A 21,801-nucleotide genomic window follows, 5' to 3' on the forward strand; every position below is an offset into this window, starting at 1 on the left:
CCTGGATGCACTGGTCGCGGTCGATGCCATCGCGCGCCGCGGTTCCTTTTCCGCCGCCGCCAAGGAGTTGTTTCGGGTGCCGTCGACGATCTCCTACACGATCAGCAAATTGGAGGAGGACTTGGGTGTTCAGATTTTCGAGCGCTTCGGGCCGCGCGTCGCGCTGACCGAGGCCGGCGAGGAGCTGTTGAAGGAAGGCCGCTACCTGCTCAAGGCGGCGGGCGACCTGGAGTCCCGGGTTCGGCGCGTCGCCTCTGGTTGGGAGACACAAATTACGATCGCCACCGATTCGATGCTCGACTCGGCCGGCCTGGTGCCGGACCTCGCCGAGTTCTACCGGGTGGCCGACCAAACACGGGTTCGACTGCTCAAGGAGGAGCTGTCCGGGACATGGGAGGCCCTGCTCGACGGGCGCGCCGATCTGCTGGTCGGCGCCGCCGGCGAGGGCCCCTCGGGCGGCGGCTACACCATTGAACCCATCGGAAAAATATCGTTCGTGTTCGTGGTCGCGCCAAACCATCCCCTGGCTGATCGCTGTCACACACTGGGCCGGGGCGATCTTCTCGACCATCGGGCGGTATCGGTCGCGGACTCAGCCCGAACCCTCAATAGCCGCACCGTCGGCCTCCTGTTCGGCCAAGACACGCTGACGGTGCCCGACATGCGGACGAAATACCGGTTCCAGTTGGCCGGCACCGGATTCGGTTTCTTGCCGCGCGATTGGGTTCAAGACGACCTCAACCGCGGTCTGCTTGTCGAGAAACAGGTTGAAGAGCCGAAGCCGGATGAGATGTTGTACATGGCTTGGCGAACCGGTGACGATGGGGCCGCCTTGCAATGGTGGCGCAGCCGGGTCCGGGAAACCCAGGCCTTCGAACGGATGCGAAAGGGCCCTTCGGATCAGGCCAGGTCCACCTTGTAGATGATGACCTTGTCGAGCCCGAGATCCGGGACAAACGCGAATCGGTTGTCGGGTGAAAACCCGACCCAGTGCGCATGCGGGCGGTTCTGGCGACCGGCCACCACTTTCGCGCCGCCTTCATGTTTAGTGAGCGCGGTGCGTGCCCCCAACGAGCCGTCCGCGTTGAGCGAGAATGCGGCGACCGAACCGCCGCCATACTGCGCGGTGAGCAGCATTTTTCCGCTTGGGTCGACCGCGAGGTGGGCGGCTCCGCCATCACCGATTGGCAGCGAATTCATCAGCGTGAGGGTGGCCTCGCCGCCGGTCGATGTGAGCGAATAGGCGGCCACGACATCCGTCCCGCGCAGGGCGCCGACCGCGTAGAGCACCTTTGCCGAGGGGTGCAGGGCCAGGAAACCAGGCGCGTCGATTTGCGCCGCCAGCCGGGAGCCGGACAGCTTGCCGTTTTCGGTATTGATGGTGGAGTGGTAAATGCCCCTGCTCGCCGGGTGTGCGTTGGTGCCTATCCATACATCGCGTTGTTGTGCAAGCGCCGCGGAACACAGCAAGGTGGCGGCGAGGCTGCCCGCGAGCAGAAAGCGTTGAAACAGGGGCTTGGCCATTGGAGTTCCAGTCATTGAAGTGTGGGGAAATGCGGTCAGATCGTCGCGAGCACAATACCCTATCCGAACCGCAGTCGCGACAATGAACGATGTTGGATGCTTGGACTATCTTTGTCGGTGGTGACGCCATCACGCTGACGCGGCGATGTCGCCTAAGCGATTGTGCCAGCGGTGTTATCTCGAGGAAATTACAAAAATCACCAGCGCGGAAATGATATTCAGCAACGCGGCTCAAGTCGCTGGGGGGAAATAACTATTGATTGGGGAAATTGAAGAGGGGCTGAGCAAAAAAATAGCCCACTCGACAGTGGGCTATTTCTTTATTCTGGAGGCGAGGACGGGAATCGAACCCGTCTAAACGGCTTTGCAGGCCGCTGCATAACCTCTTTGCTACCTCGCCAGAGGAACTTCTTGCCTACCCACAATCGGGGAGGCGGAAACAACAAGAGCGGCACTGCCGCTCTTCGCCGGGACACGTCTTTATTACCGCAAACATGTCACCGCTTATTCTGGAGCGGGAGAAGAGTCTCGAACTCTCGACCTCAACCTTGGCAAGGTTGCGCTCTACCAACTGAGCTACTCCCGCATGGAGCCCCGCATTGTCGCAGAAACCGGACCGCGTTCCCAACGATTTGAAACATTTACCACCAACCAGACTTAACTGGAGCGGGAGAAGAGTCTCGAACTCTCGACCTCAACCTTGGCAAGGTTGCGCTCTACCAACTGAGCTACTCCCGCATTTTTTTTCAGACCGTATTATCGCAGAAAGCGCGCTGTTTTTCCAGCTTAGTTTCCTGTTGTACCGCCACTTCTTCGCCGCGACGCGCCCCGTTCAACTGGAGCGGGAGAAGAGTCTCGAACTCTCGACCTCAACCTTGGCAAGGTTGCGCTCTACCAACTGAGCTACTCCCGCTTCGTCACAACAGGCCAGAATTATAGACGATCTGAGCCGGGTGTCAAGGTTGCTTTCGACGCTAAGTGGGATCGCCCGCCTTTTCCTTGATCAACGGCCAGGCCAGGCGCATGTAGTAGAACATCGACCACACCGTCAGCACGGCCGCCACGTACATCAGGTAGGTGCCCAGTTGCTGCGTGTCGACCAGGTTGAACAGCGTGTCGTGGAACAGCAGCATCGGGATCGCCGTCATCTGGGCGGCCGTCTTGGTCTTGCCGATCGAGCTGACCGCGACCGAGCGCGAGGCGCCGATCTGGGCCATCCATTCGCGCAGCGCGGAGATGGCGATCTCGCGCCCGATGATGATGAAGGCGATGAAATGGTCGACCCGTCCCAGGTGCACCAGCACCAGCAGCGCGCCGGCCACCATGAGCTTGTCGGCGACCGGGTCGAGGAAGGCGCCGAAGGCCGAGGTCTGGTTCCAGCGCCGCGCCAGGAAGCCGTCGAACCAGTCGGTGACGGCGGCGACGATGAACACGATCGTGGCCGACAGGTCCTGGTCGGAGCGCGGCAGCCAGTGCTCGGGCAGGTAGTACACGCCGACCACCAGCGGAATGAGCGCCACGCGCAGCCAGGTCAGGAGAATCGGGATATTGAAAGGCATAGGGCGCGCGGGTCGGTGAACGTTAAGATTGCAGGAACGGGTTGCAGGAACGCCGCTAGTCTACCTCGGCCCAGCCGTTTAGACCAGTTGAGCCGCGCGCTGCGCGCGCGCGGGCGCGAAACGGCGGCGGCGCGCGCCGGGTCAGAGGCTGAAAGTTTTTCGGGCGTGCCCGAGCAGCCCGCCAGAAAGCGGCAGATCGAGGCGCAAAGCACAGCCATAGCGGGCTATGGCGAGCATTTGCAACGACGAACTGGCGCTTTCTGGCGTGCTGAGCGGGCATGATCGAAAGACTCTCAGCCTCTCAGTGCAGTTGCCTGTAGATTTCCTCGGCCAGCTGGGTCGAGATGCCCTCGACCGACATCAGGTCCTCGACGCTGGCGTCGACCACCCCGCGCAGGCCGCCGAAGCGCGCCAGCAGCTTCTGGCGCCGCTTGGCGCCGATGCCCTCGATCTCCTCGAGGCGCGAGGTCTGGCGCGCCTTGGCGCGCTTGGCGCGCATGCCGGTGATGGCGAAGCGGTGCGCCTCGTCGCGGATCAGGGCGACGAGCATCAACGCGGCCGACTCCTTGCCCAGCTCCTGCGGCGCGCGGCCGTCGACGAACATCAGCGTCTCGAGGCCGACCTTGCGGCCCTCCCCCTTGGCCACGCCGACGATCAGGCCGATGTCGAGCCCGAGCTCGGCGAACACCTGGCGCGCCATCTCGATCTGGCCCTTGCCGCCGTCGACCAGCACCACGTCGGGCATCACGCCGTCGCCGTTGGCGACCTTCTCGTAGCGCCGCATGAGCACCTGGCGCATCGCCGCGTAGTCGTCGCCGGGGGTGATGTCGTTGATGTTGTAGCGCCGGTATTCGCCGTTGTGCATGGCGTGGTGGTGGAACACCACGCACGAGGCCTGGGTCGCCTCGCCCTGGGTGTGGCTGATGTCGAAGCACTCGACGCGCAAGGTGTCGAGGTCGTCCGACTCGATCCCGAGCGCGTCGGCCAGCGCGCGCGTGCGCGACTGCTGCGAGCCCTGCTCCGAGAGCAGGCGCGCGAGCGAGATTTCGGCCCCCTTGAGCGCCATCTCGAGCCACTGGCGGCGCGGCTCCTGCGGCTGGAAGATCAGGTTGATGCGGTGGCCGCACTGCTCGGTGAGCGCCACCATCAGGGCCGGCTGGTCGAATTCGATGTTCAGGATCAGGGTGCCGGGGATGAATTTCTCGCTGTAGTGCTGGGCCATGAAGGCGGCCAGCACCTCGACCTCGATGGGCGCCTCGGCGAAGGCGGCGGCGTCGCCGACCTGGGTCGGGAAGTAGGCGCGGTCGCCGAGGTGGCGCCCGCCGCGCACCATCGCCAGGTTCACGCAGGCGCGCCCGCCCTGCACCACCACCGCGATGATGTCGACGTCGGCGTCGCCGGTGGTCTCCATGCTTTGCTGGTGCAGCACGCGCGCGAGCGACTGGATCTGGTTGCGCACGGCGGCGGCCTGCTCGAATTTGAGCTCGGCGGCGAAACCGTGCATCTTGGTCTCGAGTTCGGCCATGACCTCGCCCTGGCGCCCGCGCAGGAAGCGCGCCGCGTTGTGGACGTCGAGCGCGTACTCCCCGGGCCCGATCGCGCCCACGCACGGCGCGCTGCAGCGCCCGATCTGGTGCAGCAGGCAGGGCCGGGTGCGGTTGGCGTAGACGCTGTCCTCGCAGGTGCGCAGCATGAACACCTTCTGCAGGATCTGCATCGACTCCTTGACCGCCCACGAGCTCGGGAACGGGCCGAAGTACTGGTTTTTTTTATCGACCGCGCCGCGGTAGTAGGCCATGCGCGGCACGTCGCCGCCGCTGATCTTCAGATAGGGGTAGGACTTGTCGTCGCGGAACAGGATGTTGAAGCGCGGCTTGAGCGACTTGATCAGGTTGTTCTCGAGGATCAGCGCTTCGGCCTCGCTGTTGGTGACGGTGGTCTCGAGGCGCGCGATGCGCTCGACCATCATCGCGATGCGCGGGCTGGCGAGGTTTTTCTGGAAGTAGCTCGAGACGCGCTTTTTGAGGTCGCGCGCCTTGCCCACGTACAGCACGGCGTCGTTGGCGTCGAAATAGCGGTACACGCCGGGCAGGCCGGGCAGCTTGGCGACGGTGGCGAGCACCTGCGCGCGCGCGGCCGCGACGGGCTCGGGCGGCGCCCCGGCCGGGGCCGCCGGCGCATTCTCGGGATTCATCTCGTTCATGTCAACGCCAACCATTCCTGAACCGGGGTCTGAGCCCGACTGTGAATTGTTTTGCCATCGGGGTCAGACCCTGGGTCATACCCCGATTGCGAAAGTTAATGAAAAACACCCGTCGCCAGGGTCGCCGGCGCGCCGGGCGCCCGGGCGCGTCCGCCAAACGCGCGCCGCTCATGCCGGACGCCAAAATGTTCCGCCATCGGGGTCAGACCCTAATGGCGTTGACTTAAGACTAAACCGACATCGTCCTCGCGGAGGCGGGGACCTATGGAACGGTGGCTCAAAGCAACTGTTCCATGGGTCCCCGCCTCCGCGAGGACGATGTGGGTTCAAACTTATTAAGTTTTCCCCGACACGATTTCTGAAGCGTCTTAAGCGCCAATTCAGCCCACGACGGCTTAAGTCAACGCCATTAGCGCCATTAGGGTCAGACCCCGATTGTGAACTTTTTTCAATTGGGGTCTGACCCCGGTGGTGCAAGTGTTGGCGGCGCACAGGCCGCCGGCGCCTGCCGCGTCACGATCACGAACGCGACCCCGTACTCGGACTCGTCACTGATCGTCACCATCGCGCTCAAGCCGTTGTCGCGCATGAAGCCGGCCAGCGCGCCCGAGAACGACAGCTCCGGCTTGCCGCTGTCGCGGTTGAGCATCTGCGCCGCCGGCCACGCCATCGGCGTCGTCAGCCCCAGCCCGATCGCCTTCGAGAACGCCTCCTTCGCCGCGAAGCGCGTGGCCAGGTAGCGCACGCCGCGCACCGCGTTGGCGGCGCGCCGCGCGCGGAACTGCGCCATCTCCTGCGGCCCCAGGATCTTCTCGGCGAAGCGCTCGCCGTGGCGCGCCAGCGCCGCCTCGATGCGCGCGATCTGGACGATGTCGGTGCCGATCCCGTAGATCATCCAAGCCGCGCCAACTGCGTGCCCAGGCGCGCCGCCACCATGATCGCCTTGATCTCGCGCACCGCGTTCTCCCAGCCCGCGAACACCGCGTGGGCGACGATCGCGTGCCCGATGTTGAGCTCGCCGATGTCGGCGATCGCCGCGATCGCCTGCACGTTGGTGTAGTGCAGGCCGTGGCCGGCGTTGACCTTCAGGCCGCGCGCGGCGCCCAAGCGCGCGCCGGCCTCGATGCGCGCCAGTTCGTGCGCCAGTTCGGCCCCGCGGGCCTCGGCGTAGCGCCCCGTGTGCAGTTCGATCACGGGCGCGCCCGCCTGCGCGGCGGCCTTGATCTGCTCCTCGTCCGGGTCGATGAACAGGCTCACCCGGATGCCCTCCCCCTGCAGTTGCCTGACCGCCGCCCGCACCTGGTCGAAGTGGCGGATCACGTCGAGCCCGCCCTCGGTGGTGACCTCGGCGCGCCGCTCCGGCACCAGGCACACGTCCTGCGGCTTGACCAGGCAGGCGAAGTCGATCATCTCCGGGGTCACGGCCGCCTCGAGGTTCATGCGCGTCATCAGTTGCGGGCGCAGCGCGAGGACGTCGGCGTCCTTGATGTGGCGCCGGTCCTCGCGCAGGTGCAGCGTGATGACGTCGGCGCCGGCCTGCTCGGCCAGCAGCGCGGCGCGCACGGGATCGGGGTAGTCGGTGCCGCGCGCGTTGCGCAACGTCGCCACGTGGTCGATGTTGACACCCAGGTCGATGACCGGGCCGTTGGGTTGCAGGTAGCTCATGGTGGTTTTTTCGTCGTTTTTTACAGTTGCATCAGGTCGATCAGGATCTGGCGCGTGTTGAGCGGCGCGCCGTTGAGGTGGTGCGCCAGCAAAAAGCGCATCAGGTGTTTGCTCTGGGTCTGGGTGGCCGGGTCGGCGTAGTCCCCGCGCTCCATGTCGAGCAGGGTCTTGCCGGCCACCGCCGGCCAGACGTCGCCAACACGCGCCGGGCGCGGTCCGCGCTCCGGGTCGACCACGTACTGCGCCCCGGCGCGCACCGCCTCGCGCGTGCCGGTGCAGCGCCCCAGGTCGGCCGCCACGCCGGTCTCGCGCAGCAGCGCGCGCTCGAATTTGCGCAGCACGATCGGGGCCGGCTCGTCGTGCGCGAGCTCGTTGAGGGTGGCCACGTATTGGTCGAACAGGACCGGGTGCGGGTCGTCGCGCGCGATCAGCTTGACCAGCAGTTCGTTGAGGTAGAACCCGCACAGCAGCGCGGTGCGCTCGAGCGGCAGCATGCCGCCGACCCACTCGGCGTCGATCAGGGTGCGCAATTCGGACTTGCCGCTCCACGAGGCCGACAGCGGCTGGAACGTCTGCAGCACCCCGCGCAGTTTCGAGAACGGCCGCTTGGCGCCCTTGGCGACGAGCCCCACGCGGCCGTGGTCGCGCGTGAACATGTCGACCACGAGGCTGGTCTCCTTGTACGGGAAGCTGTGCAGCACGAAGCCGGGCTGGCCCGTGATGCGGTGCCCGCGCGGCGGCGCCCGCGCGCGACCCGCCGCCGCCGGGGCGGTCGCGCCCGGGGCGCTGCTGGCCGGTTCGGCGTCGACGGTAGGCATCGTGCGTGGGGCGGCGCGGCCCTACTCGTAGCCGTAGGCGCGCAGGCCCGCCTCGTTGTCGGCCCAGCCCGATTTGACCTTGATCCAGATCTCGAGGTAGACCGGGCCGCCGAACAGTTTTTCCATGTCGAGCCGGGCCTGGGTCGAGATCTCCTTGAGGCGCGCGCCCTTGTTGCCGATGACCATGGACTTGTGCGTGTCGCGCTCGACCAGGATGGCGGCGAAGATGCGGCGCAGCTCGCCCTCCTGCTCGAACTGCTCGATCAGGACGGTGCTGGTGTAGGGCAGCTCGTCGCCGACCAGGCGGAACACCTTCTCGCGCACGATCTCGGCGGCCAGGAATTTCTCGCTGCGGTCGGTGATGTCGTCGGGCCCGAACACGGGCGCGTTCTCGGGCAGGAAGCGCTTGATCTCGCCTTGCAGCGCGTCGACCTGGAAGCGCAGCTTGGCCGACACCGGCACGATGGCCGCGAAGTTGTGCTTGGCCGCGATCTGCTGGGCGAACGGCATCAGGGTCGCCTTGTCCTTGACCCGGTCCGACTTGTTGATCACCAAAATGACCGGCACGTCCGACGGCAGCAACTCGATCACCTGCTGGTCGGCCGGGCCGAAGGTGCCCGCCTCGCACAGGTACAGGATCACGTCGGCCGAGATCAGGGTGTTGGTGACGGTCTTGTTGAGCGTCTTGTTGAGCGCGTTCGCGTGGCGCGTCTGGAAGCCGGGCGTGTCGACGTAGATGAACTGGGCGTCGGCCAGCGTCTGGATGCCGGTGATGCGGTGGCGCGTGGTCTGCGCCTTGCGCGAGGTGATGCTGACCTTGGCGCCGACGAGCACGTTCATCAGGGTCGACTTGCCCACGTTCGGGCGGCCGACGATGGCGATGTAGCCGCAACGGAAATTGTCTGGAATGCTGGTGGGGTTCATGCTGACTTCGATTCTGATGGCTTGTGTGGAGGGGGTGTGGCGCCGTCGCCCGGCTCGGAGGCGGCGTCGCTCTGGATGGTGGCGATGCCGGCCAGCTTGAGCTGGGCCGCGCGCGGCTTGGCCTTGCGCGCCGCGGCCGGACTCTTGAGCAGGGCCTGCTCGGCCACCTCGAGCGCGAGCTTGGCGGCGGCCTGCTCGCCGGCGCGCCGGCTGCCGCCGCGGCCGTAGACCTGGATCGACAGCTTGGGCACCAGGCATTCGATCTCGAACTCCTGGCTGTGGGCGGCGCCGTGGGTGGCCACCACGTTGTAGGTGGGCAGCGGGATCTTTTTGCTTTGCAAAAATTCCTGCAGCAGCGTCTTGGCGTCCTTGCCCAGCGTGCGCGGGTCGACCGAGTCGAGGATCGGGATGTAGAAGGCGCGGATGACGTCGCGCGCGGCGTCGAAGCCGGCGTCGAGGAAGATCGCCCCGAGCAGCGCCTCGAGCGTGTCGGCCAGGATCGAGGGGCGGCGGAAACCGCCCGATTTGAGCTCGCCCTCGCCGAGCCGCAGGAACTGCGACAGCTCGAGCTTCTGGGCGATCTCGTAGAGCGACTGCTGCTTGACGAGGTTGGCGCGCAGGCGCGACAGGTCGCCCTCGTCGATGGCGCCGAAGCGCTCGTAGAGGATCGAGGCGACCACACAGTTGAGAATCGAATCGCCGAGGAATTCGAGGCGCTCGTTATGCACACTGCTATGGCTACGGTGGGTCAAGGCTTGCTGCAGCAGGCCGGCATCCTGGAACGTATACCCTAGGCGCGTTTGCAATAACTGTAGATTCATCGTGGTGGCGTTCTCAATCCCTCGTTACTCGAGTTCGGATGTCTTGGGCGGGGCGCCGGTCGCCTGCGCGCGCGGGTCGGTCGAGCCGAAGTAGTCGATCACCAGGCTCACGTTGCCGAACAGGGGGATCGTCTTGGCGTAGGCCACGGAGATCTCGTTCTCGCCCGTCGCCTTGCTGATGATCAGGTCCTTCTGGCTGATCGTGGTGATGTCGTTGATCAGGGCCGTCTTGCCGAAGGAAGTGCGCATCGCGGCCGGGGTGTCGCCGGTGGCCTTGGCCACCTTGATGCCGTCGATGATCGCGCGGTATTCCGAAAAGGTCGGGAACACCTTCATGCCGATCACGCCGACGGCCGCGAGCATGGCCAGTATGAACATGACGCCGATGAAAGAGGCGCCGCCCTGCTGCTTCAACTGCCGATTTGATCCGACCATTTGCTGCTCCTTGTGTCCAATGTGTCTAACGAATGGCGCCAATGCGCTTCATCGGGTTGTCGAGGTTCATCCACACCAAAAATGCTTTTCCAACAATATTTTTATTCGGAACAAAACCCCAGTAGCGGCTGTCGGCGCTGTTGTCCCGGTTGTCGCCCATCATAAAGTAATTGCCCTCGGGTACGGTACAAGTAATTTTCTCGACCGTGTAGCTGCACGCCTCGTGCCGGGGGAAGGACTGGTCGACCAGTGGCAGGTTGAGCGAGGCCTTGTCCTCGTCGTTGAGGATGCGGTGGGCCACGCCGCCGAGGTCCTCGGTGAATTGCTTGTGGTAGACCGGGCTGTCGTCGTCGAGGTAGTCCTCCATCGGGGCGTACGCCAGTTCCTTGCCGTTGACCGTCAAGCGCTTGTTTTCATAGGTGATTTTATCACCGGGGATGCCGACGACGCGCTTGATGTAATCCTGCGACATGTCTTTAGGGTACTTGAACACCATGACGTCGCCGCGCTGCGGGTCGTTGACGTCGATGATCTTCTTGTTGATGATCGGCAGGCGCACGCCGTAGGTGAACTTGTTCACCAATATCAGGTCGCCCACGAGCAGGGTCGGCACCATCGACGAGGTAGGGATCTTGAACGGCTCGTACAAAAACGAGCGCAGCACGAACACGAGCGCGATGACGGGGAAGAAGCTGCCCGAATACTCGATCCAGGTCGGCTGGCGCAGCAGCGCCACCTCGATCGCGTGGCGGCTCGCGTTGTCGGACTTGATGCCCTCGGCCTCATTCTTGGCGTTGCGCGCGTCGAACGCGGCGAGCGCCGTGTCGGCGGCGGCGCGGCGCTGCTTGGCCAGCACGAAGATGTCGAGGAAATAGATGATCCCCGTCAGCACCATGGCGACGAACAGGATCAGGGCGAAATTTCCTAAGATAAACTGCAAATTCATTTCTCGTCCACTTGTAAGATTGCCAGGAATGCTTCTTGGGGGATTTCAACCGAGCCCACCTGCTTCATGCGCTTTTTACCGGCCTTTTGCTTCTCGAGCAGCTTCTTCTTGCGGCTGATGTCGCCGCCGTAGCACTTGGCCAGCACGTTCTTGCGCAGCGCCTTGACGTTCTCGCGCGAGATCACGTTGGTGCCGATCGCGGCCTGGATGGCGACGTCGAACATCTGGCGCGGGATCAGCTCGCGCATCTTGGCCGCCACGGCGCGCCCGCGGTAGGCGCTGTTGGCGCGGTGCACGATGATGGCGAGCGCGTCGACCTTCTCGCTGTTGATCAGCATGTCGACCTTGACCACGTCGGCGGCCCGGTATTCCTTGAACTCGTAGTCCATCGAGGCGTAGCCGCGCGAGGTCGACTTGAGCTTGTCGAAGAAGTCGAGCACGATCTCGGCCATCGGCATCTCGTAGATCAGCTTGACCTGGCGCCCGTGGTAGCTCATGTCCATCTGCACCCCGCGCTTGCCGATGCACAGGGTGATGACCGAGCCCACGTACTCCTGCGGCATGTACAGGTTGACCGTCACGATCGGCTCGCGCACCTCCTCGATGCGGGTCGGCTCGGGCATCTTGGACGGGTTGTCGACCTTGAGCATGCTGCCGTCGCGCATCATGACCTCGTAGACGACCGTCGGCGCGGTGGTGATCAGGTCCATGTCGAATTCGCGCTCGAGGCGCTCCTGCACGATCTCCATGTGCAGCAGGCCGAGGAAGCCGCAGCGGAAGCCGAAGCCGAGCGCCTGCGACACCTCGGGCTCGTACATCAGGGCCGCGTCGTTGAGCTTGAGTTTTTCGAGCGAGTCGCGCAGCGCGTCGTACTGGTTGGCCTCGACCGGGAACAGGCCGGCGAACACCTGCGGCTGCACCTCCTTGAAACCGGGCAGGGGCGCGGCGGCCGGCTTGGCCACGTGGGTGACGGTGTCGCCGACCTTGGCCGCCTTGAGCTCCTTGATGCCGGCGATGACGAAGCCGACCTGGCCGGCCGAGATCGACGGCAGCGACTGCGATTTCGGGCTGAACACGCCCACGCTCTCGACGAGCTGCTGCGAGCCCGAGGCCATCAGCAGGATTTTCTCCTTCGGCTTGAGGGTGCCGTTCATCACGCGCACCAGCATGACCACGCCGACGTAGTTGTCGAACCAGGAGTCGACGATGAGCGCCTGCAGCGGCGCCTCCGGGTCGCCCTTGGGCGGCGGCACGCGCGCGATCAGCGACTCGAGCACGTCCTCGACCCCGAGGCCCGACTTGGCCGAGCACTTGACGGCGTCGGTCGCGTCGATCCCGATCACGTCCTCGATCTCGGAGATCGCGTTGGCCGGGTCGGCGTGCGGCAGGTCGATCTTGTTGAGCACCGGCACCACCTCGACGCCGAGGTCGAGCGCCGTGTAGCAGTTGGCCACGGTCTGCGCCTCGACGCCCTGGGAGGCGTCGACCACGAGCAGCGCGCCCTCGCAGGCCGACAGCGAGCGCGACACCTCGTAGCTGAAGTCGACGTGGCCGGGGGTGTCGATCAGGTTCAGGTTGTAGACCACGCCGTCGCGCGCCTTGTAGTGCAGCGCGGCGGTCTGGGCCTTGATGGTGATGCCGCGCTCGCGCTCGAGGTCCATCGAATCGAGCACCTGCGCCTCCATGTCGCGGTCGGACAGGCCGCCGCAGATCTGAATGATGCGGTCGGCCAGCGTCGATTTGCCGTGGTCGATGTGGGCGATGATGGAGAAATTACGTATGTTGTTCATTGACACAATTAAAAACCAATATGGAAGGACGACATTTCGGGGCGGACTCGGGCGGCTGTGGCGATGCCGGCACAATATGAAAAAAGCGCTCCGAGTGGGGGCATGGCATATCCCCAGGCGAGCGCCTAATCCAAGCGAGACAAACTGATGGTGAGACCAGAAGCTTTTCCGACCTTGGCATTTTACCGGATTTCAGGGGGGAAAGCCCGGTTTATGCGGTTTTGGCGCGCGGGAACGCCCGTTTCGGCCCGCCGGGGCCGCGCCCGGACCGCGCAAACGCCAAGCTTGTTGCATTTATGGTAATCAGGTTGCCGCGCCCGATGCGGCGAGGTAGCGCGCGACCGCCGGCTTGTCGAGGAAATAATGGCACAGTGAATCGGCCGCGAGGTCGCCGAACAGCACCGGCACGAGCTCGTCGAAGCGCGCCACGAGCGCCTCGTCGGCGTCGACATCGACCACCTCGACCGTGAAGCGCACGGTCTCGGTCTGCATCGCGTTGAGGGCGGCGAGCATGTCCTCGCATAAATGGCAGTAGCTGCGGGAGTAAAGGGTGAAGTGCATGGGGTCCTGGCGTGCAAAAGTGGGGTAAACGCATCATTGTACGTTCTGCCGGCGCGGCCGGTCGAGATGCGCGCGCGATGCCGGCGCGCCTGCCGTATCGTGAATGCAAAGTTTCCCCGCCGCCCACGCGGGCCTGCCAATACAACAGCGTCAAACGAGCGAACCGATCAGGGATTTCACGCATGCCGCCCCACGCCAAGTGTGCTTTGTATTTTCTCGCCGCCGCCTTTGTCGCGCTTGCCGGATTGACGCTGTGGCGCGCCATGGCGGAACAAGTGGACCTCTGGAGCGCGGGCTATGCCGCTTTGCTCCTGACGGCTGCCGCGGGCCTCGCCAGGCGGGTCGCATGGGGGCGCTTCTTGGCGTCGGGCATCAGCGTCCTGCTCGCTTTCGCCGCGCTCGCCATACTCGTGCCGGACAGAGACATCATGCAAGGCGACCAGACACTGGAACGGTTATTTGGTGCGATGCCGCCGGTGTGGGTGTCGTGGCTCGTGATCGTCGCAGCCGCGTTCGCGATCCCCATGCCTGCCGTTGTCGTCAGTTTGCCCAGGGAATGGTTTCGCGATGATCTCTGGTGAGCCAACGCCATGAAGAACCTTGTCTTCATGCTGTTTCTTGCGGTTTCCCCGGTCGCGTCCGGCGCCGACGGCTGCACCTTCGACCAGGCGGAGCAGGAAGTTGTGCTCAAACGCGCCGCCCTGCGCCACCCGGGCGGGACGCTGGCGCTGAAGCAGCGCCACATCCAATGGTCGGAACCTGGGGGCTGGACCAGCACGTTCACGTATGGCGGCTGCCATCATTTCGGGGCCGGCGCCTCGCTCGCGCAGAGGTCCGCCGCGGCCATGACCCGCCTCGAGGTGATGGCGACCGCGATCGCGCTAGCGCAACGTTTTTGGAACAAACGGACCGTCGGCGACACGCTCGCCCTCGAGACGCTCAGCAAAAATGTGGGCGAGGCGCGCTACACAGTCGAGAAAGCTGGCGGATCAACCGTGTACCGCGTGATTGACCCCGCCTTCGCCGAACTCTCCGTTGAGCACAGCCATGAAAACGGGATCGATCTGGTGCGGATAGCCTGGATCGGCAATTACTAGGCGCCCCGCACCCTATTCGCGCGGCCGGACCACGACGTACTGGGTCGCCTCGCCGCGCCGCACGAGCAGGGCAACGTTCTTTTTGGGGTCGAGCTTGGAGACGATGGCGTTGAACTGGCGCGCGTCGCGCACCTCGGTGTTATTGATTTGCAAAATCAGGTCGCCCGGACGCACGCCGGCGCGCGCGGCCGCCGCGTCGCTGGCCCGGACCAGCACGCCGCGCTCGAGCTTGAGCTCGCGCCGCTGGGCCGCGCTCAGATCGGCGACCTGCAGGCCGAGCGCGTTGACCGCCGGCTCCCCCTTGCCCGGCGCGTCGGGCTTGGCGGCGGCCTTGTCGCCTTCGGCTTCGGCGATCGTGACGTTGAAGTCCTGCTGCGCGCCCTTGCGCCAGACGGTGACCGTGGCGCGGCTGCCGACCGGGGTCGCGCCGACCAGGCGCGGCAGGTCGGAGGGCCGCTCGATCGCGGCGCCGTTGAACTTGACGATGATGTCGCCGACCTGCAGGCCGGCCTTGGCGGCCGGCCCGCCCGCCTCGACGATCGAGACCTCGACCCCGCGCACCTTGCCCAGGCCGAGCGACTCGGCGACCTCTTTGCTGACCTCGCCGATCTGGACCCCGAGCCGGCCGCGCGTGACCTTGCCGGTCTTTCTGATCTGGTCGGCCACGCGCATGACCTCGTCGATCGGGACCGCGAACGAGATGCCGTTGTAGGCGCCCGACATGGTCGCGATCTGGGAATTGATGCCGATCACCTCGCCGCGCATGTTGATCAGCGGCCCGCCCGAATTGCCCGGATTGACCGCGACGTCGCTCTGGATCAGGGGCAGGTATTCGCCCGTGTCGCGCGCCTTGGCCGAGATGATGCCGGCCGTGACGGTGTTGTTGAGGTTGAACGGCGAGCCGATCGCGATGACCCATTCGCCAACCCGGATCTTGCTCGGGTCGCCCATCGCCAGGTAGGGCAAGCCGCTGGCGGCGACCTTGAGCAGGGCGACGTCGGAGCGCTCGTCGGTGCCGAGCACCTTGGCCTTGTATTCGCGGCGGTCGGTCAGCGTGACGAGCACCTCGTCGGCGCCGGCGACCACGTGGGCGTTGGTGAGCACATAGCCGTCGCGCGAGATGATGAAGCCCGAACCGACGCCGCGCTGGACGCGCTCCTCGGGCGGCCCCCGGCGCAACTGCGGCCCCGGCGGCCCGGGCGCGCCGCCGAAGAAGCGGCGCAGGAATTCCTGCATCAGCTCTTCTTCGGTGCTGCCGCCCTGCCCCGACCGGATCCGTTCGGTGGTGCGGATGTCGACCACGGCCGGCCCCACCCTGTCGATCAGATTGGTGAAGTCGGGCAAGCCCGTCACCACGGGTGGCGCCGCGGGCGGCGTCACGGCCTGGCGGCCGGCGACGGCCGGCGGCGCGGCGCCCGCCAGGCACAGCATGGCGGCAAAGAAAAAATGGATTCCTGTTGCGACGGTCATTGGGAGGCTCCCGGATTCGGTCAATAGGGCGCATAACGGCGAGAAGTACTTTTTTGGCATGATTGATTCAAAAGCACTTAACAGCAGATGATAGGGGAAAAAGCGGGGGGCTGGCGCGCGCCGTGGCAGGGCTGCGCGGCCTTAAATTGCGGCAACGCGCGGCCAAGGGCGCGGACGAGTGCGCTCTTGGTTAGGTGCGCCCTGGGGTGCGCTCTGGGGTGCGCTCTGGGGTGCGCTTTTGGGTGCGCTTTTGGGTGCGCTTTTGGGTGCGCTTTTGAGTGCGGTCTTGGGCGGTCTTGGCCGGGTGCGCCCTTTCTTGCGCAACAGCGGCAGCAACGCTTTCGCAACACCGGAAGCGACGCCGCTCCCGCCGGCGCGCGCGGGCGGGAGCGGCGCACGCGCGGCCGCCGGCCGGGCAGCGGGCCGGCGGCGGTGTCGTGAAGGAGGATGGGGCTGCTGCGGCGACGCGCAAGGCGGGCCGCGGCGCTGGCGGGGCGGCCCGTGCGGGCGCGCCGGGCCGGCGCGTCAGGAGATGCTGGCGACGGCGGGCTTGGGGACGGCGTCGGCGATCGCCGGCGCGGCGTTGGACGTTGGCGTGCGGCGCCCGTGCGTGGCCTCTTGCGCGAGCCGCTCGGCCAGCTTGGCCGAGAAGGCGTCGGACAGTTCGGGCGTCGCCTGAGCGCGCAGCACGTCGCCGATGCGGTGGTAGGTGTTCCAGGTTTGGTGGCCATCGCCGGCGTCGAGCGTCGCAAAGGCGAGTTCGACGTCGGCGTCGGGCAACTCGCCGTCGCTCAGCGCGGATATGTGTTCGCGGATTTTTTTGTTGGTTTCCATCAATGTTTCCATCACAGTCGGTGTGGTGCTCAAAAGTTAACACACGGTTCGATCTTCGCTACTTCTATCGTCGCTTGTCAACCGGAAAATCGAGCAGGGGCCGCAATTTTTCTGCGATGACCTCGCGCGCCCGGAAGATACGGCTGCGCACTGTACCAATTGGGCACGCCATGACTTCGGAGATTTCCTCGTAGCTCAATCCTTCGATCTCGCGCAGGACGATCGCGGTCCGCAGTTCGAGCGGCAGCGCCTCCATCGCGGCATTGACTGTGAACGCGATTTGCTTGCTCGCCAGCACCGACTCCGGCGTGTTTATGTCGCGCAAGCTATCGGCATCGTCAAACGCTTCGGCGCGCTCTGCATCGGCCTCGGTCGAGGTCGGGGCACGCCTGCCCTGTGTGACGAGAAAATTCTTTGCTGTGTTGATTCCTATGCGATACAACCAAGTATAAAAAGCGGAGTCGCCCCGAAAATGGCGCAGCGCCCTGTATGCCTTGATAAAAGTTTCTTGAACAACATCTTCTGCCTCGGCGGGGTCGTGGACGAGCCGCGACACCAAGCGCATCAGCCTGCGCTGATACTTGCCCACCAATAAGTCAAACGCCTTCCGTTCGCCGGCCTGGACGCGCTCAACCAGCAACTGATCACACTCGCGTTCTGTCGTCACTGCCGATGCCCCCGTGGCTGCGGCGTGCTTGCATCTCTGTATATAAGAGTTGGCACGCTGCAATAAGTTCAAAGTTTTTTTTGGTCCCGAAAAGCACGTTTTTTCGCCCCCCGACCGCCCGGATCGCCACCGCCAGCGCCCGGAATTGCCCCGGCGCCAAACTGCTTGGAAACACTACCAGCGCCGTCACGCGCCCGGCCCCGTCGCCCAACAGCAGCAACAACGCCGAGGGCCACAGGCTGGTGCCCGGCAGGATGCTGACCGTGGCGCCGGCCGCGGCGGCTCCGTCGCCATCCGGCGCGGCGGGCGGCGCGCCGATATTCTGTTGTACCGTCAAGCGAATCTGGCCAAGTCCAGATACATCAATCTGGTGCGCGGTTGTATTGCGGTGCGCCATGCGCAGGCAGGCCGCGCCCGCGGCCAGGCACAAGGCGCCCACCAGCAGCGGCGCGCGCACCCCTGGCATGAGGCCGCCCGCGAGCGCGGCGCCGGCCGCCAGGTTGGCCAGCGCGAACCCGAACAGGGCCGCGCGCAAGGGATGCGACGGCCGGATGACGGCGGATACCGCGATGGACATCATGGATGGGTTTGAAGTTTGCTGCGGGCGCGCCGGCCGGGATGGCCGGGCAAAAAGGGGGTGGCGCGACAACGCGCCGGCGTCCCGTCGGCGCCCACCCTTTAAGACAAGGGCGGACGCCGGAGGTTCAAGCTTGATTGAGGCTTTTTACGACGGCCTGGATCAGGCCTTGCCGAACACGAGCGTGCCGTTGGTACCGCCGAAACCGAACGAGTTCTTGACCGCGACATCGATCTTCAATTCGCGCGCCGTGTTGGCGCAAAAATCGAGGTCGCAGGCGGGGTCCTGGTTGAACAGGTTGATCGTCGGTGGCGATATCTGGTGGTGCATGGCAAGCACCGTGAACACCGCCTCGAGCCCGCCCGCGCCGCCGAGCAGGTGCCCGGTCATCGACTTGGTCGAGTTGACCACGAGCTTGCCGGCGTGCGCGCCGAAGGTCTTCTTGATGCCCTGCACCTCGGCCAGGTCGCCCAGCGGGGTCGAGGTGCCGTGCGCGTTGACATAGTTGACCTGGTCGGGGTTGACGCCAGCGTTGGCCATCGCCGAGACCATGCAACGGCTGGCGCCGCTGCCATCCTCGACCGGCGAGGTCATGTGGTAGGCGTCGGCGCTCATGCCGAACCCGAGCAGCTCCGCATAGATGCGGGCGCCGCGCGCTTTGGCATGTTCGTACTCCTCGAGCACCATCACGCCGGCGCCCTCGCCGAGCACGAAGCCGTCGCGGTCGCGGTCCCAGGGACGCGACGCGGTGGCCGGATCGTCGTTGCGCGACGACAGCGCCCTGGCCGAGGCGAAACCGCCCAGGCCGAGCGGCGAGATGGTCGCCTCGGCACCGCCGGCGATCATCACGTCGGCGTCGCCGTACTCGATCAGGCGCCCGGCCGCGCCGATGCTGTGTAGGCCGGTCGTGCAGGCGGTGACGATGGCCAGGTTCGGGCCCCTCAGTCCATACTTGATCGATAGGTTGCCAGAGATCATGTTGATGATCGAGGCGGGCACGAAGAACGGCGAGATCCGGCGCGGGCCGCGCTTGCTGTAGTCCTCTTTGGTTTCTTCGATCAGCGGCAAGCCGCCGATGCCCGAACCAATGATGACGCCGATGCGGTCGGCGTTTGCCTCGGTGACCTCGAGGCCGCTGTCTTGCAGCGCCTGGATGCCGGCGGCCATGCCGAAATGGATGAAGGTGTCCATGTGGCGGGCGTCTTTAGCGGGGATGTAATCCTCGATATTGAAGCCCTTGACCTCGCCCGCGAAGTGGGTCGAAAAAGGCGCCGCGTCAAACTTGGTGATGGCGGCGATGCCGGACTTGCCAGCCAGCGCCGCGCTCCACGTTTCGGCAACGGTGTTGCCAATCGGTGAGACGCAGCCCAGACCGGTGATGACGACACGACGGTTTCGTGAACGGCTCAAGCGATTCTCCCAGATTCAAATCAGACGTGCTTAGGCCTTGACGTGCGCGGTCGCGTAGTCGATGGCTTGCTTGACGGTCGTGATTTTCTCTGCTTGCTCGTCAGGGATTTCCATTTCGAATTCATCTTCCAGCGCCATCACGAGTTCGACGGTGTCGAGCGAATCCGCGCCGAGGTCGTCAACGAAGGAGGATTCGATCTTGATGTCCACCTCGGCGACGCCCAGTTGCTCAGCGACGATTTTCTTAACGCGTTGTTCGATATCCGACATGTTATGGCTCCAATGTGTGTGTTACGGAAAGTGCGCGCATTTTATCAGGTTTGCGCGTTGAAAAACACATTTCGGTGTCTGACGCTAAATCGACCGAATGCAGTGCTAAAAACAATTAACTCAATGGAACCCCAGCGACATTACCCCCGCGCAACTGCGTGCGGGGCGCCGCCGCGCCGCGCCAGAGGCTGAGAGTTTTTCGGACGTGCCCGAGCAGCGCGCCAGAAGGTGGCCGATCAAGGCGCAAAGCACAGCCATAGCTCGGGCTATGGCGAGCATTTGCAACGACGAGCGGGCGCTTTCCGGCGTGCTGAGCGGGCATGGTCGAAAGACTCTCAGCCTCTCAGTTCATGTACATCCCGCCATTGACGTGCAGGGTGGTGCCGGTGATGTAGGCCGCTTGCGGCCCGGCCAGGAATGCTACCGCATGTGCGATGTCCTCCGGCGCACCCAAGCGGCCGAGCGGGATTTGGGTCAACAGGGCGCTGTGCTGGTCCTCGCCGAGGCCGCGGGTCATGTCGGTGTCGATGAATCCCGGCGCCACGCAATTGACGGTGATGTTGCGACTGCCGATCTCGCGCGCCAGCGCGCGGCTCATGCCGGCCACGCCGGCCTTGGCAGCGGCGTAGTTCATCTGCCCGGCGTTGCCGGACGAGCCGACCACCGAGGTGATGTTGATGATACGCCCATGTTTGGCCTTCATCATGCCGCGCAGTACCGCGCGCGACAGGCGGGCGACCGCAGTCAGGTTGGTGGCGATGACGTTGTCCCACTCCTCGTCCTTCATGCGCATGGCCAACTGGTCCTGCGTGATGCCGGCGTTGTTGACCAGGATCGAAAGCGGGCCCACGTCCTTTTGCACGTCGTCGATGACGGCGGCGCAGGCGGCGGCCTCGGTCACGTTCAGGACCACGCCCTTGCCGCCGAACTCGGCCAGGTATTCGGAGATCGCGGCGGCGCCGCCGTCGGTGGTGGCGGTGCCGACCACCCTGGCGCCCTGGCGCGCCAGTTCGAGGGCGATGGCCTTGCCGATGCCGCGCGAGGCGCCGGTCACGAGTGCGACTTGGTTTTGCAGATTCATGGGGTTCCCTGTGTGTCTGTCTCTAGTTGTATGGTGGTTTAATGCTGGTCGCTTTGCGCGGGTCGCTTCAAGCCGGTCGCTTCACGCCGGTCGCTTCACGCGGGTCGCTTACGCGGCGGCCGGCGCGGCCTGCATGGCGGCCAGCACGCGCTCGAGCGCGGCCTGGTCGAGCAGCGCGTCGCCGGCCAGCGCCGGGTCGATGCGCTTGGCCATGCCGATCAGCACCTTGCTCGGCGCGCATTCGATGACGCTGGTGACGCCGTCGGCGGCCATGCCCTGCATGGTTTCGACCCAGCGCACGGGGCCGGCGGCCTGGCGCACCAGCGCGTCCCTGATCTGGGTCGGGTCGCTGGAGACGGCGACGTCGACGTTGTTGATGACGTCGATTTGCGGCGTGGAGAACGTGATGCCCGCCATGTACTCGCGCAGGCGGTCCGAGGCCGGCTTGAGCAGCGAGCTGTGGAACGGCGCGGACACCGCCAGCTTCATGGCGCGCTTGGCGCCCCTGGCCTTGGCCAGTTCGCAGGCGCGCTCGACTGCCGCGTTGTGTCCGGCGATCACGATCTGGGTTGGCTCGTTGAAATTGACCGGCTCGACCACGCTGCCGTCCTCGAGCGCGGCGGCCTCGAGGCACACGGCGCGCACGTCGGCCGCCTGCAGGCCGAGGATCACGGCCATGCCGCCCTGCCCGACCGGCACCGCCTCCTGCATCGCCTGGGCGCGGAAGCGCACCAGCGGCACCGCGTCCCTGAACGCGAGCACGCCGGCGGCCACCAGCGCCGAGTATTCGCCCAGGCTGTGGCCGGCGACGACCGACGGCGCGGGGCCGCCGGCCGCGATCCAGGCGCGGTACACGGCCACGGCCGCGGTCAGCATGATCGGCTGGGTGTTGGTGGTCAGGTCCTGCTGCTCCTTCGGACCCTCGGCGATCAGTTTGCCGAGGTCGAAGCCGAGCGCGTCGGACGCCTCGGCGACGGTCTGCGCGACCACCGGGTTGCCGGCGAAGCCACCGAGCATGCCGACCGCTTGCGCGCCCTGGCCAGGAAACAGAAAAGCGAATTTACTCATGGCGGTGCACTCCAATGTTCAACGGGTGTTAAATATTTTCTTGTTAAGCATGGGCCTGCGAACCGGCGGCGGGGAACGCCG

At 65.3% G+C, this 21,801-nt stretch carries 23 protein-coding genes and 4 tRNA genes; 3 read left to right on the plus strand and 24 right to left on the minus strand.

Annotation, left to right across the window (positions count from 1 at the left end):
• The first annotated feature begins 1 nt into the window (after window position 1).
• The gene (locus C7C56_RS21485) at window positions 2–922 is read left to right on the plus strand and encodes a LysR family transcriptional regulator (RefSeq protein WP_229458917.1); all 921 of its coding nucleotides are present in this window, start codon (window positions 2–4) and stop codon (window positions 920–922) included.
• Here the strand turns inward: C7C56_RS21485 and C7C56_RS21490 are convergent.
• The 16 genes from C7C56_RS21490 to C7C56_RS21565 all read right to left on the minus strand — a co-directional run bounded on the left by C7C56_RS21490 (window position 901) and on the right by C7C56_RS21565 (window position 13,246).
• Complete coding sequence (locus C7C56_RS21490; RefSeq protein WP_106759395.1) at window positions 901–1,524, minus strand: lactonase family protein; 624 nt, start codon at window positions 1,522–1,524, stop codon at window positions 901–903. The genes C7C56_RS21485 and C7C56_RS21490 overlap by 22 nt on opposite strands.
• A gap of 326 nt (window positions 1,525–1,850) precedes the next feature.
• Window positions 1,851–1,924, minus strand: a tRNA-Cys gene (locus C7C56_RS21495).
• Between the two features lie 110 nt (window positions 1,925–2,034).
• Window positions 2,035–2,110: transfer RNA gene (locus C7C56_RS21500), tRNA-Gly, on the minus strand.
• 76 nt (window positions 2,111–2,186) lie between these two features.
• Window positions 2,187–2,262, minus strand: a tRNA-Gly gene (locus tag C7C56_RS21505).
• A 99-nt stretch (window positions 2,263–2,361) separates the two neighbouring features.
• Window positions 2,362–2,437, minus strand: a tRNA-Gly gene (locus tag C7C56_RS21510).
• Window positions 2,438–2,498: 61 nt separating this feature from the next.
• Window positions 2,499–3,083, minus strand: a complete 585-nt coding sequence (gene pgsA, locus C7C56_RS21515) for a CDP-diacylglycerol--glycerol-3-phosphate 3-phosphatidyltransferase (RefSeq protein WP_106759396.1) — start codon at window positions 3,081–3,083, stop codon at window positions 2,499–2,501.
• 301 nt (window positions 3,084–3,384) lie between these two features.
• Window positions 3,385–5,277 carry an excinuclease ABC subunit UvrC gene (gene uvrC / locus C7C56_RS21520; protein WP_370660235.1) on the minus strand — a complete coding sequence of 631 codons (1,893 nt, stop codon included), beginning with the start codon at window positions 5,275–5,277 and terminating at the stop codon, window positions 3,385–3,387.
• 457 nt (window positions 5,278–5,734) lie between these two features.
• Window positions 5,735–6,181, minus strand: coding sequence for a holo-ACP synthase (gene acpS, locus C7C56_RS21525; protein WP_106759397.1), 447 nt, complete (start codon window positions 6,179–6,181; stop codon window positions 5,735–5,737).
• Entirely contained in the window at window positions 6,178–6,951 is a 774-nt protein-coding gene (gene pdxJ / locus C7C56_RS21530) for a pyridoxine 5'-phosphate synthase (RefSeq protein ID WP_106759398.1), read from the minus strand. Before pdxJ ends, acpS begins: the two co-directional genes overlap by 4 nt.
• A 20-nt stretch (window positions 6,952–6,971) precedes the next feature.
• Window positions 6,972–7,769 (minus strand): DNA repair protein RecO, encoded by a 798-nt coding sequence (gene recO / locus C7C56_RS21535; protein ID WP_106759399.1) that lies wholly within the window; start codon window positions 7,767–7,769, stop codon window positions 6,972–6,974.
• 21 nt (window positions 7,770–7,790) lie between these two features.
• Window positions 7,791–8,693 (minus strand): GTPase Era, encoded by a 903-nt coding sequence (gene era / locus C7C56_RS21540; protein WP_106759400.1) that lies wholly within the window; start codon window positions 8,691–8,693, stop codon window positions 7,791–7,793.
• Window positions 8,690–9,514, minus strand: a complete 825-nt coding sequence (gene rnc / locus C7C56_RS21545) for a ribonuclease III (RefSeq protein ID WP_106759401.1) — start codon at window positions 9,512–9,514, stop codon at window positions 8,690–8,692. The genes era and rnc overlap by 4 nt, the downstream gene beginning before the upstream one ends.
• Before the next feature lie 24 nt (window positions 9,515–9,538).
• Window positions 9,539–9,949, minus strand: a complete 411-nt coding sequence (locus C7C56_RS21550; protein ID WP_106759402.1) for a DUF4845 domain-containing protein — start codon at window positions 9,947–9,949, stop codon at window positions 9,539–9,541.
• Between the two features lie 25 nt (window positions 9,950–9,974).
• Entirely contained in the window at window positions 9,975–10,895 is a 921-nt protein-coding gene (gene lepB, locus C7C56_RS21555; protein ID WP_106759403.1) for a signal peptidase I, read from the minus strand.
• On the minus strand, window positions 10,892–12,685 hold the full coding sequence (lepA, locus tag C7C56_RS21560; RefSeq protein WP_106759404.1) for a translation elongation factor 4: 1,794 nt from the start codon (window positions 12,683–12,685) through the stop codon (window positions 10,892–10,894). The genes lepB and lepA overlap by 4 nt, the downstream gene beginning before the upstream one ends.
• 303 nt (window positions 12,686–12,988) lie before the next feature.
• Window positions 12,989–13,246 carry a glutaredoxin family protein gene (locus C7C56_RS21565; protein WP_106759405.1) on the minus strand — a complete coding sequence of 86 codons (258 nt, stop codon included), beginning with the start codon at window positions 13,244–13,246 and terminating at the stop codon, window positions 12,989–12,991.
• A gap of 11 nt (window positions 13,247–13,257) precedes the next feature.
• Here C7C56_RS21565 and C7C56_RS21570 point away from each other — a divergent pair, with 11 nt between their 5' ends.
• A complete protein-coding gene (locus C7C56_RS21570; protein ID WP_146204595.1) occupies window positions 13,258–13,827 on the plus strand; it encodes a hypothetical protein in 570 nt (189 codons plus the stop codon).
• Window positions 13,828–13,836: 9 nt separating this feature from the next.
• Complete coding sequence (locus C7C56_RS21575; RefSeq protein ID WP_106759407.1) at window positions 13,837–14,343, plus strand: hypothetical protein; 507 nt, start codon at window positions 13,837–13,839, stop codon at window positions 14,341–14,343.
• Between the two features lie 12 nt (window positions 14,344–14,355).
• On the opposite strand, the gene C7C56_RS21580 is transcribed toward C7C56_RS21575, so the two are convergent.
• From C7C56_RS21580 to fabD, 8 genes are all read right to left on the minus strand, one after another.
• Window positions 14,356–15,813 carry a DegQ family serine endoprotease gene (locus C7C56_RS21580; RefSeq protein ID WP_106759408.1) on the minus strand — a complete coding sequence of 486 codons (1,458 nt, stop codon included), beginning with the start codon at window positions 15,811–15,813 and terminating at the stop codon, window positions 14,356–14,358.
• 525 nt (window positions 15,814–16,338) lie between these two features.
• Window positions 16,339–16,647, minus strand: a complete 309-nt coding sequence (locus tag C7C56_RS21585; protein WP_106759409.1) for a sigma-E factor negative regulatory protein — start codon at window positions 16,645–16,647, stop codon at window positions 16,339–16,341.
• Between the two features lie 64 nt (window positions 16,648–16,711).
• The gene (gene rpoE, locus C7C56_RS21590) at window positions 16,712–17,314 is read right to left on the minus strand and encodes an RNA polymerase sigma factor RpoE (protein WP_106759410.1); all 603 of its coding nucleotides are present in this window, start codon (window positions 17,312–17,314) and stop codon (window positions 16,712–16,714) included.
• Complete coding sequence (locus C7C56_RS21595; RefSeq protein ID WP_106759411.1) at window positions 17,292–17,894, minus strand: hypothetical protein; 603 nt, start codon at window positions 17,892–17,894, stop codon at window positions 17,292–17,294. The genes rpoE and C7C56_RS21595 overlap by 23 nt, the downstream gene beginning before the upstream one ends.
• A 159-nt stretch (window positions 17,895–18,053) precedes the next feature.
• Entirely contained in the window at window positions 18,054–19,301 is a 1,248-nt protein-coding gene (fabF, locus tag C7C56_RS21600; RefSeq protein WP_106759412.1) for a beta-ketoacyl-ACP synthase II, read from the minus strand.
• A gap of 30 nt (window positions 19,302–19,331) precedes the next feature.
• Window positions 19,332–19,571 carry an acyl carrier protein gene (gene acpP / locus C7C56_RS21605; protein ID WP_018059410.1) on the minus strand — a complete coding sequence of 80 codons (240 nt, stop codon included), beginning with the start codon at window positions 19,569–19,571 and terminating at the stop codon, window positions 19,332–19,334.
• 343 nt (window positions 19,572–19,914) lie between these two features.
• Window positions 19,915–20,652: a 3-oxoacyl-ACP reductase FabG gene (fabG, locus tag C7C56_RS21610; RefSeq protein WP_106759413.1), complete on the minus strand. Its 738-nt coding sequence runs from the start codon at window positions 20,650–20,652 to the stop codon at window positions 19,915–19,917.
• Between the two features lie 108 nt (window positions 20,653–20,760).
• Window positions 20,761–21,720, minus strand: coding sequence for an ACP S-malonyltransferase (gene fabD / locus C7C56_RS21615; protein WP_106759414.1), 960 nt, complete (start codon window positions 21,718–21,720; stop codon window positions 20,761–20,763).
• Window positions 21,721–21,801 lie beyond the last annotated feature (81 nt).

It is taken from the genome of Massilia glaciei, from assembly GCF_003011895.2.
In the GTDB taxonomy this organism is placed as follows: Bacteria; Pseudomonadota; Gammaproteobacteria; order Burkholderiales; family Burkholderiaceae_D; genus Telluria_A; species Telluria_A glaciei.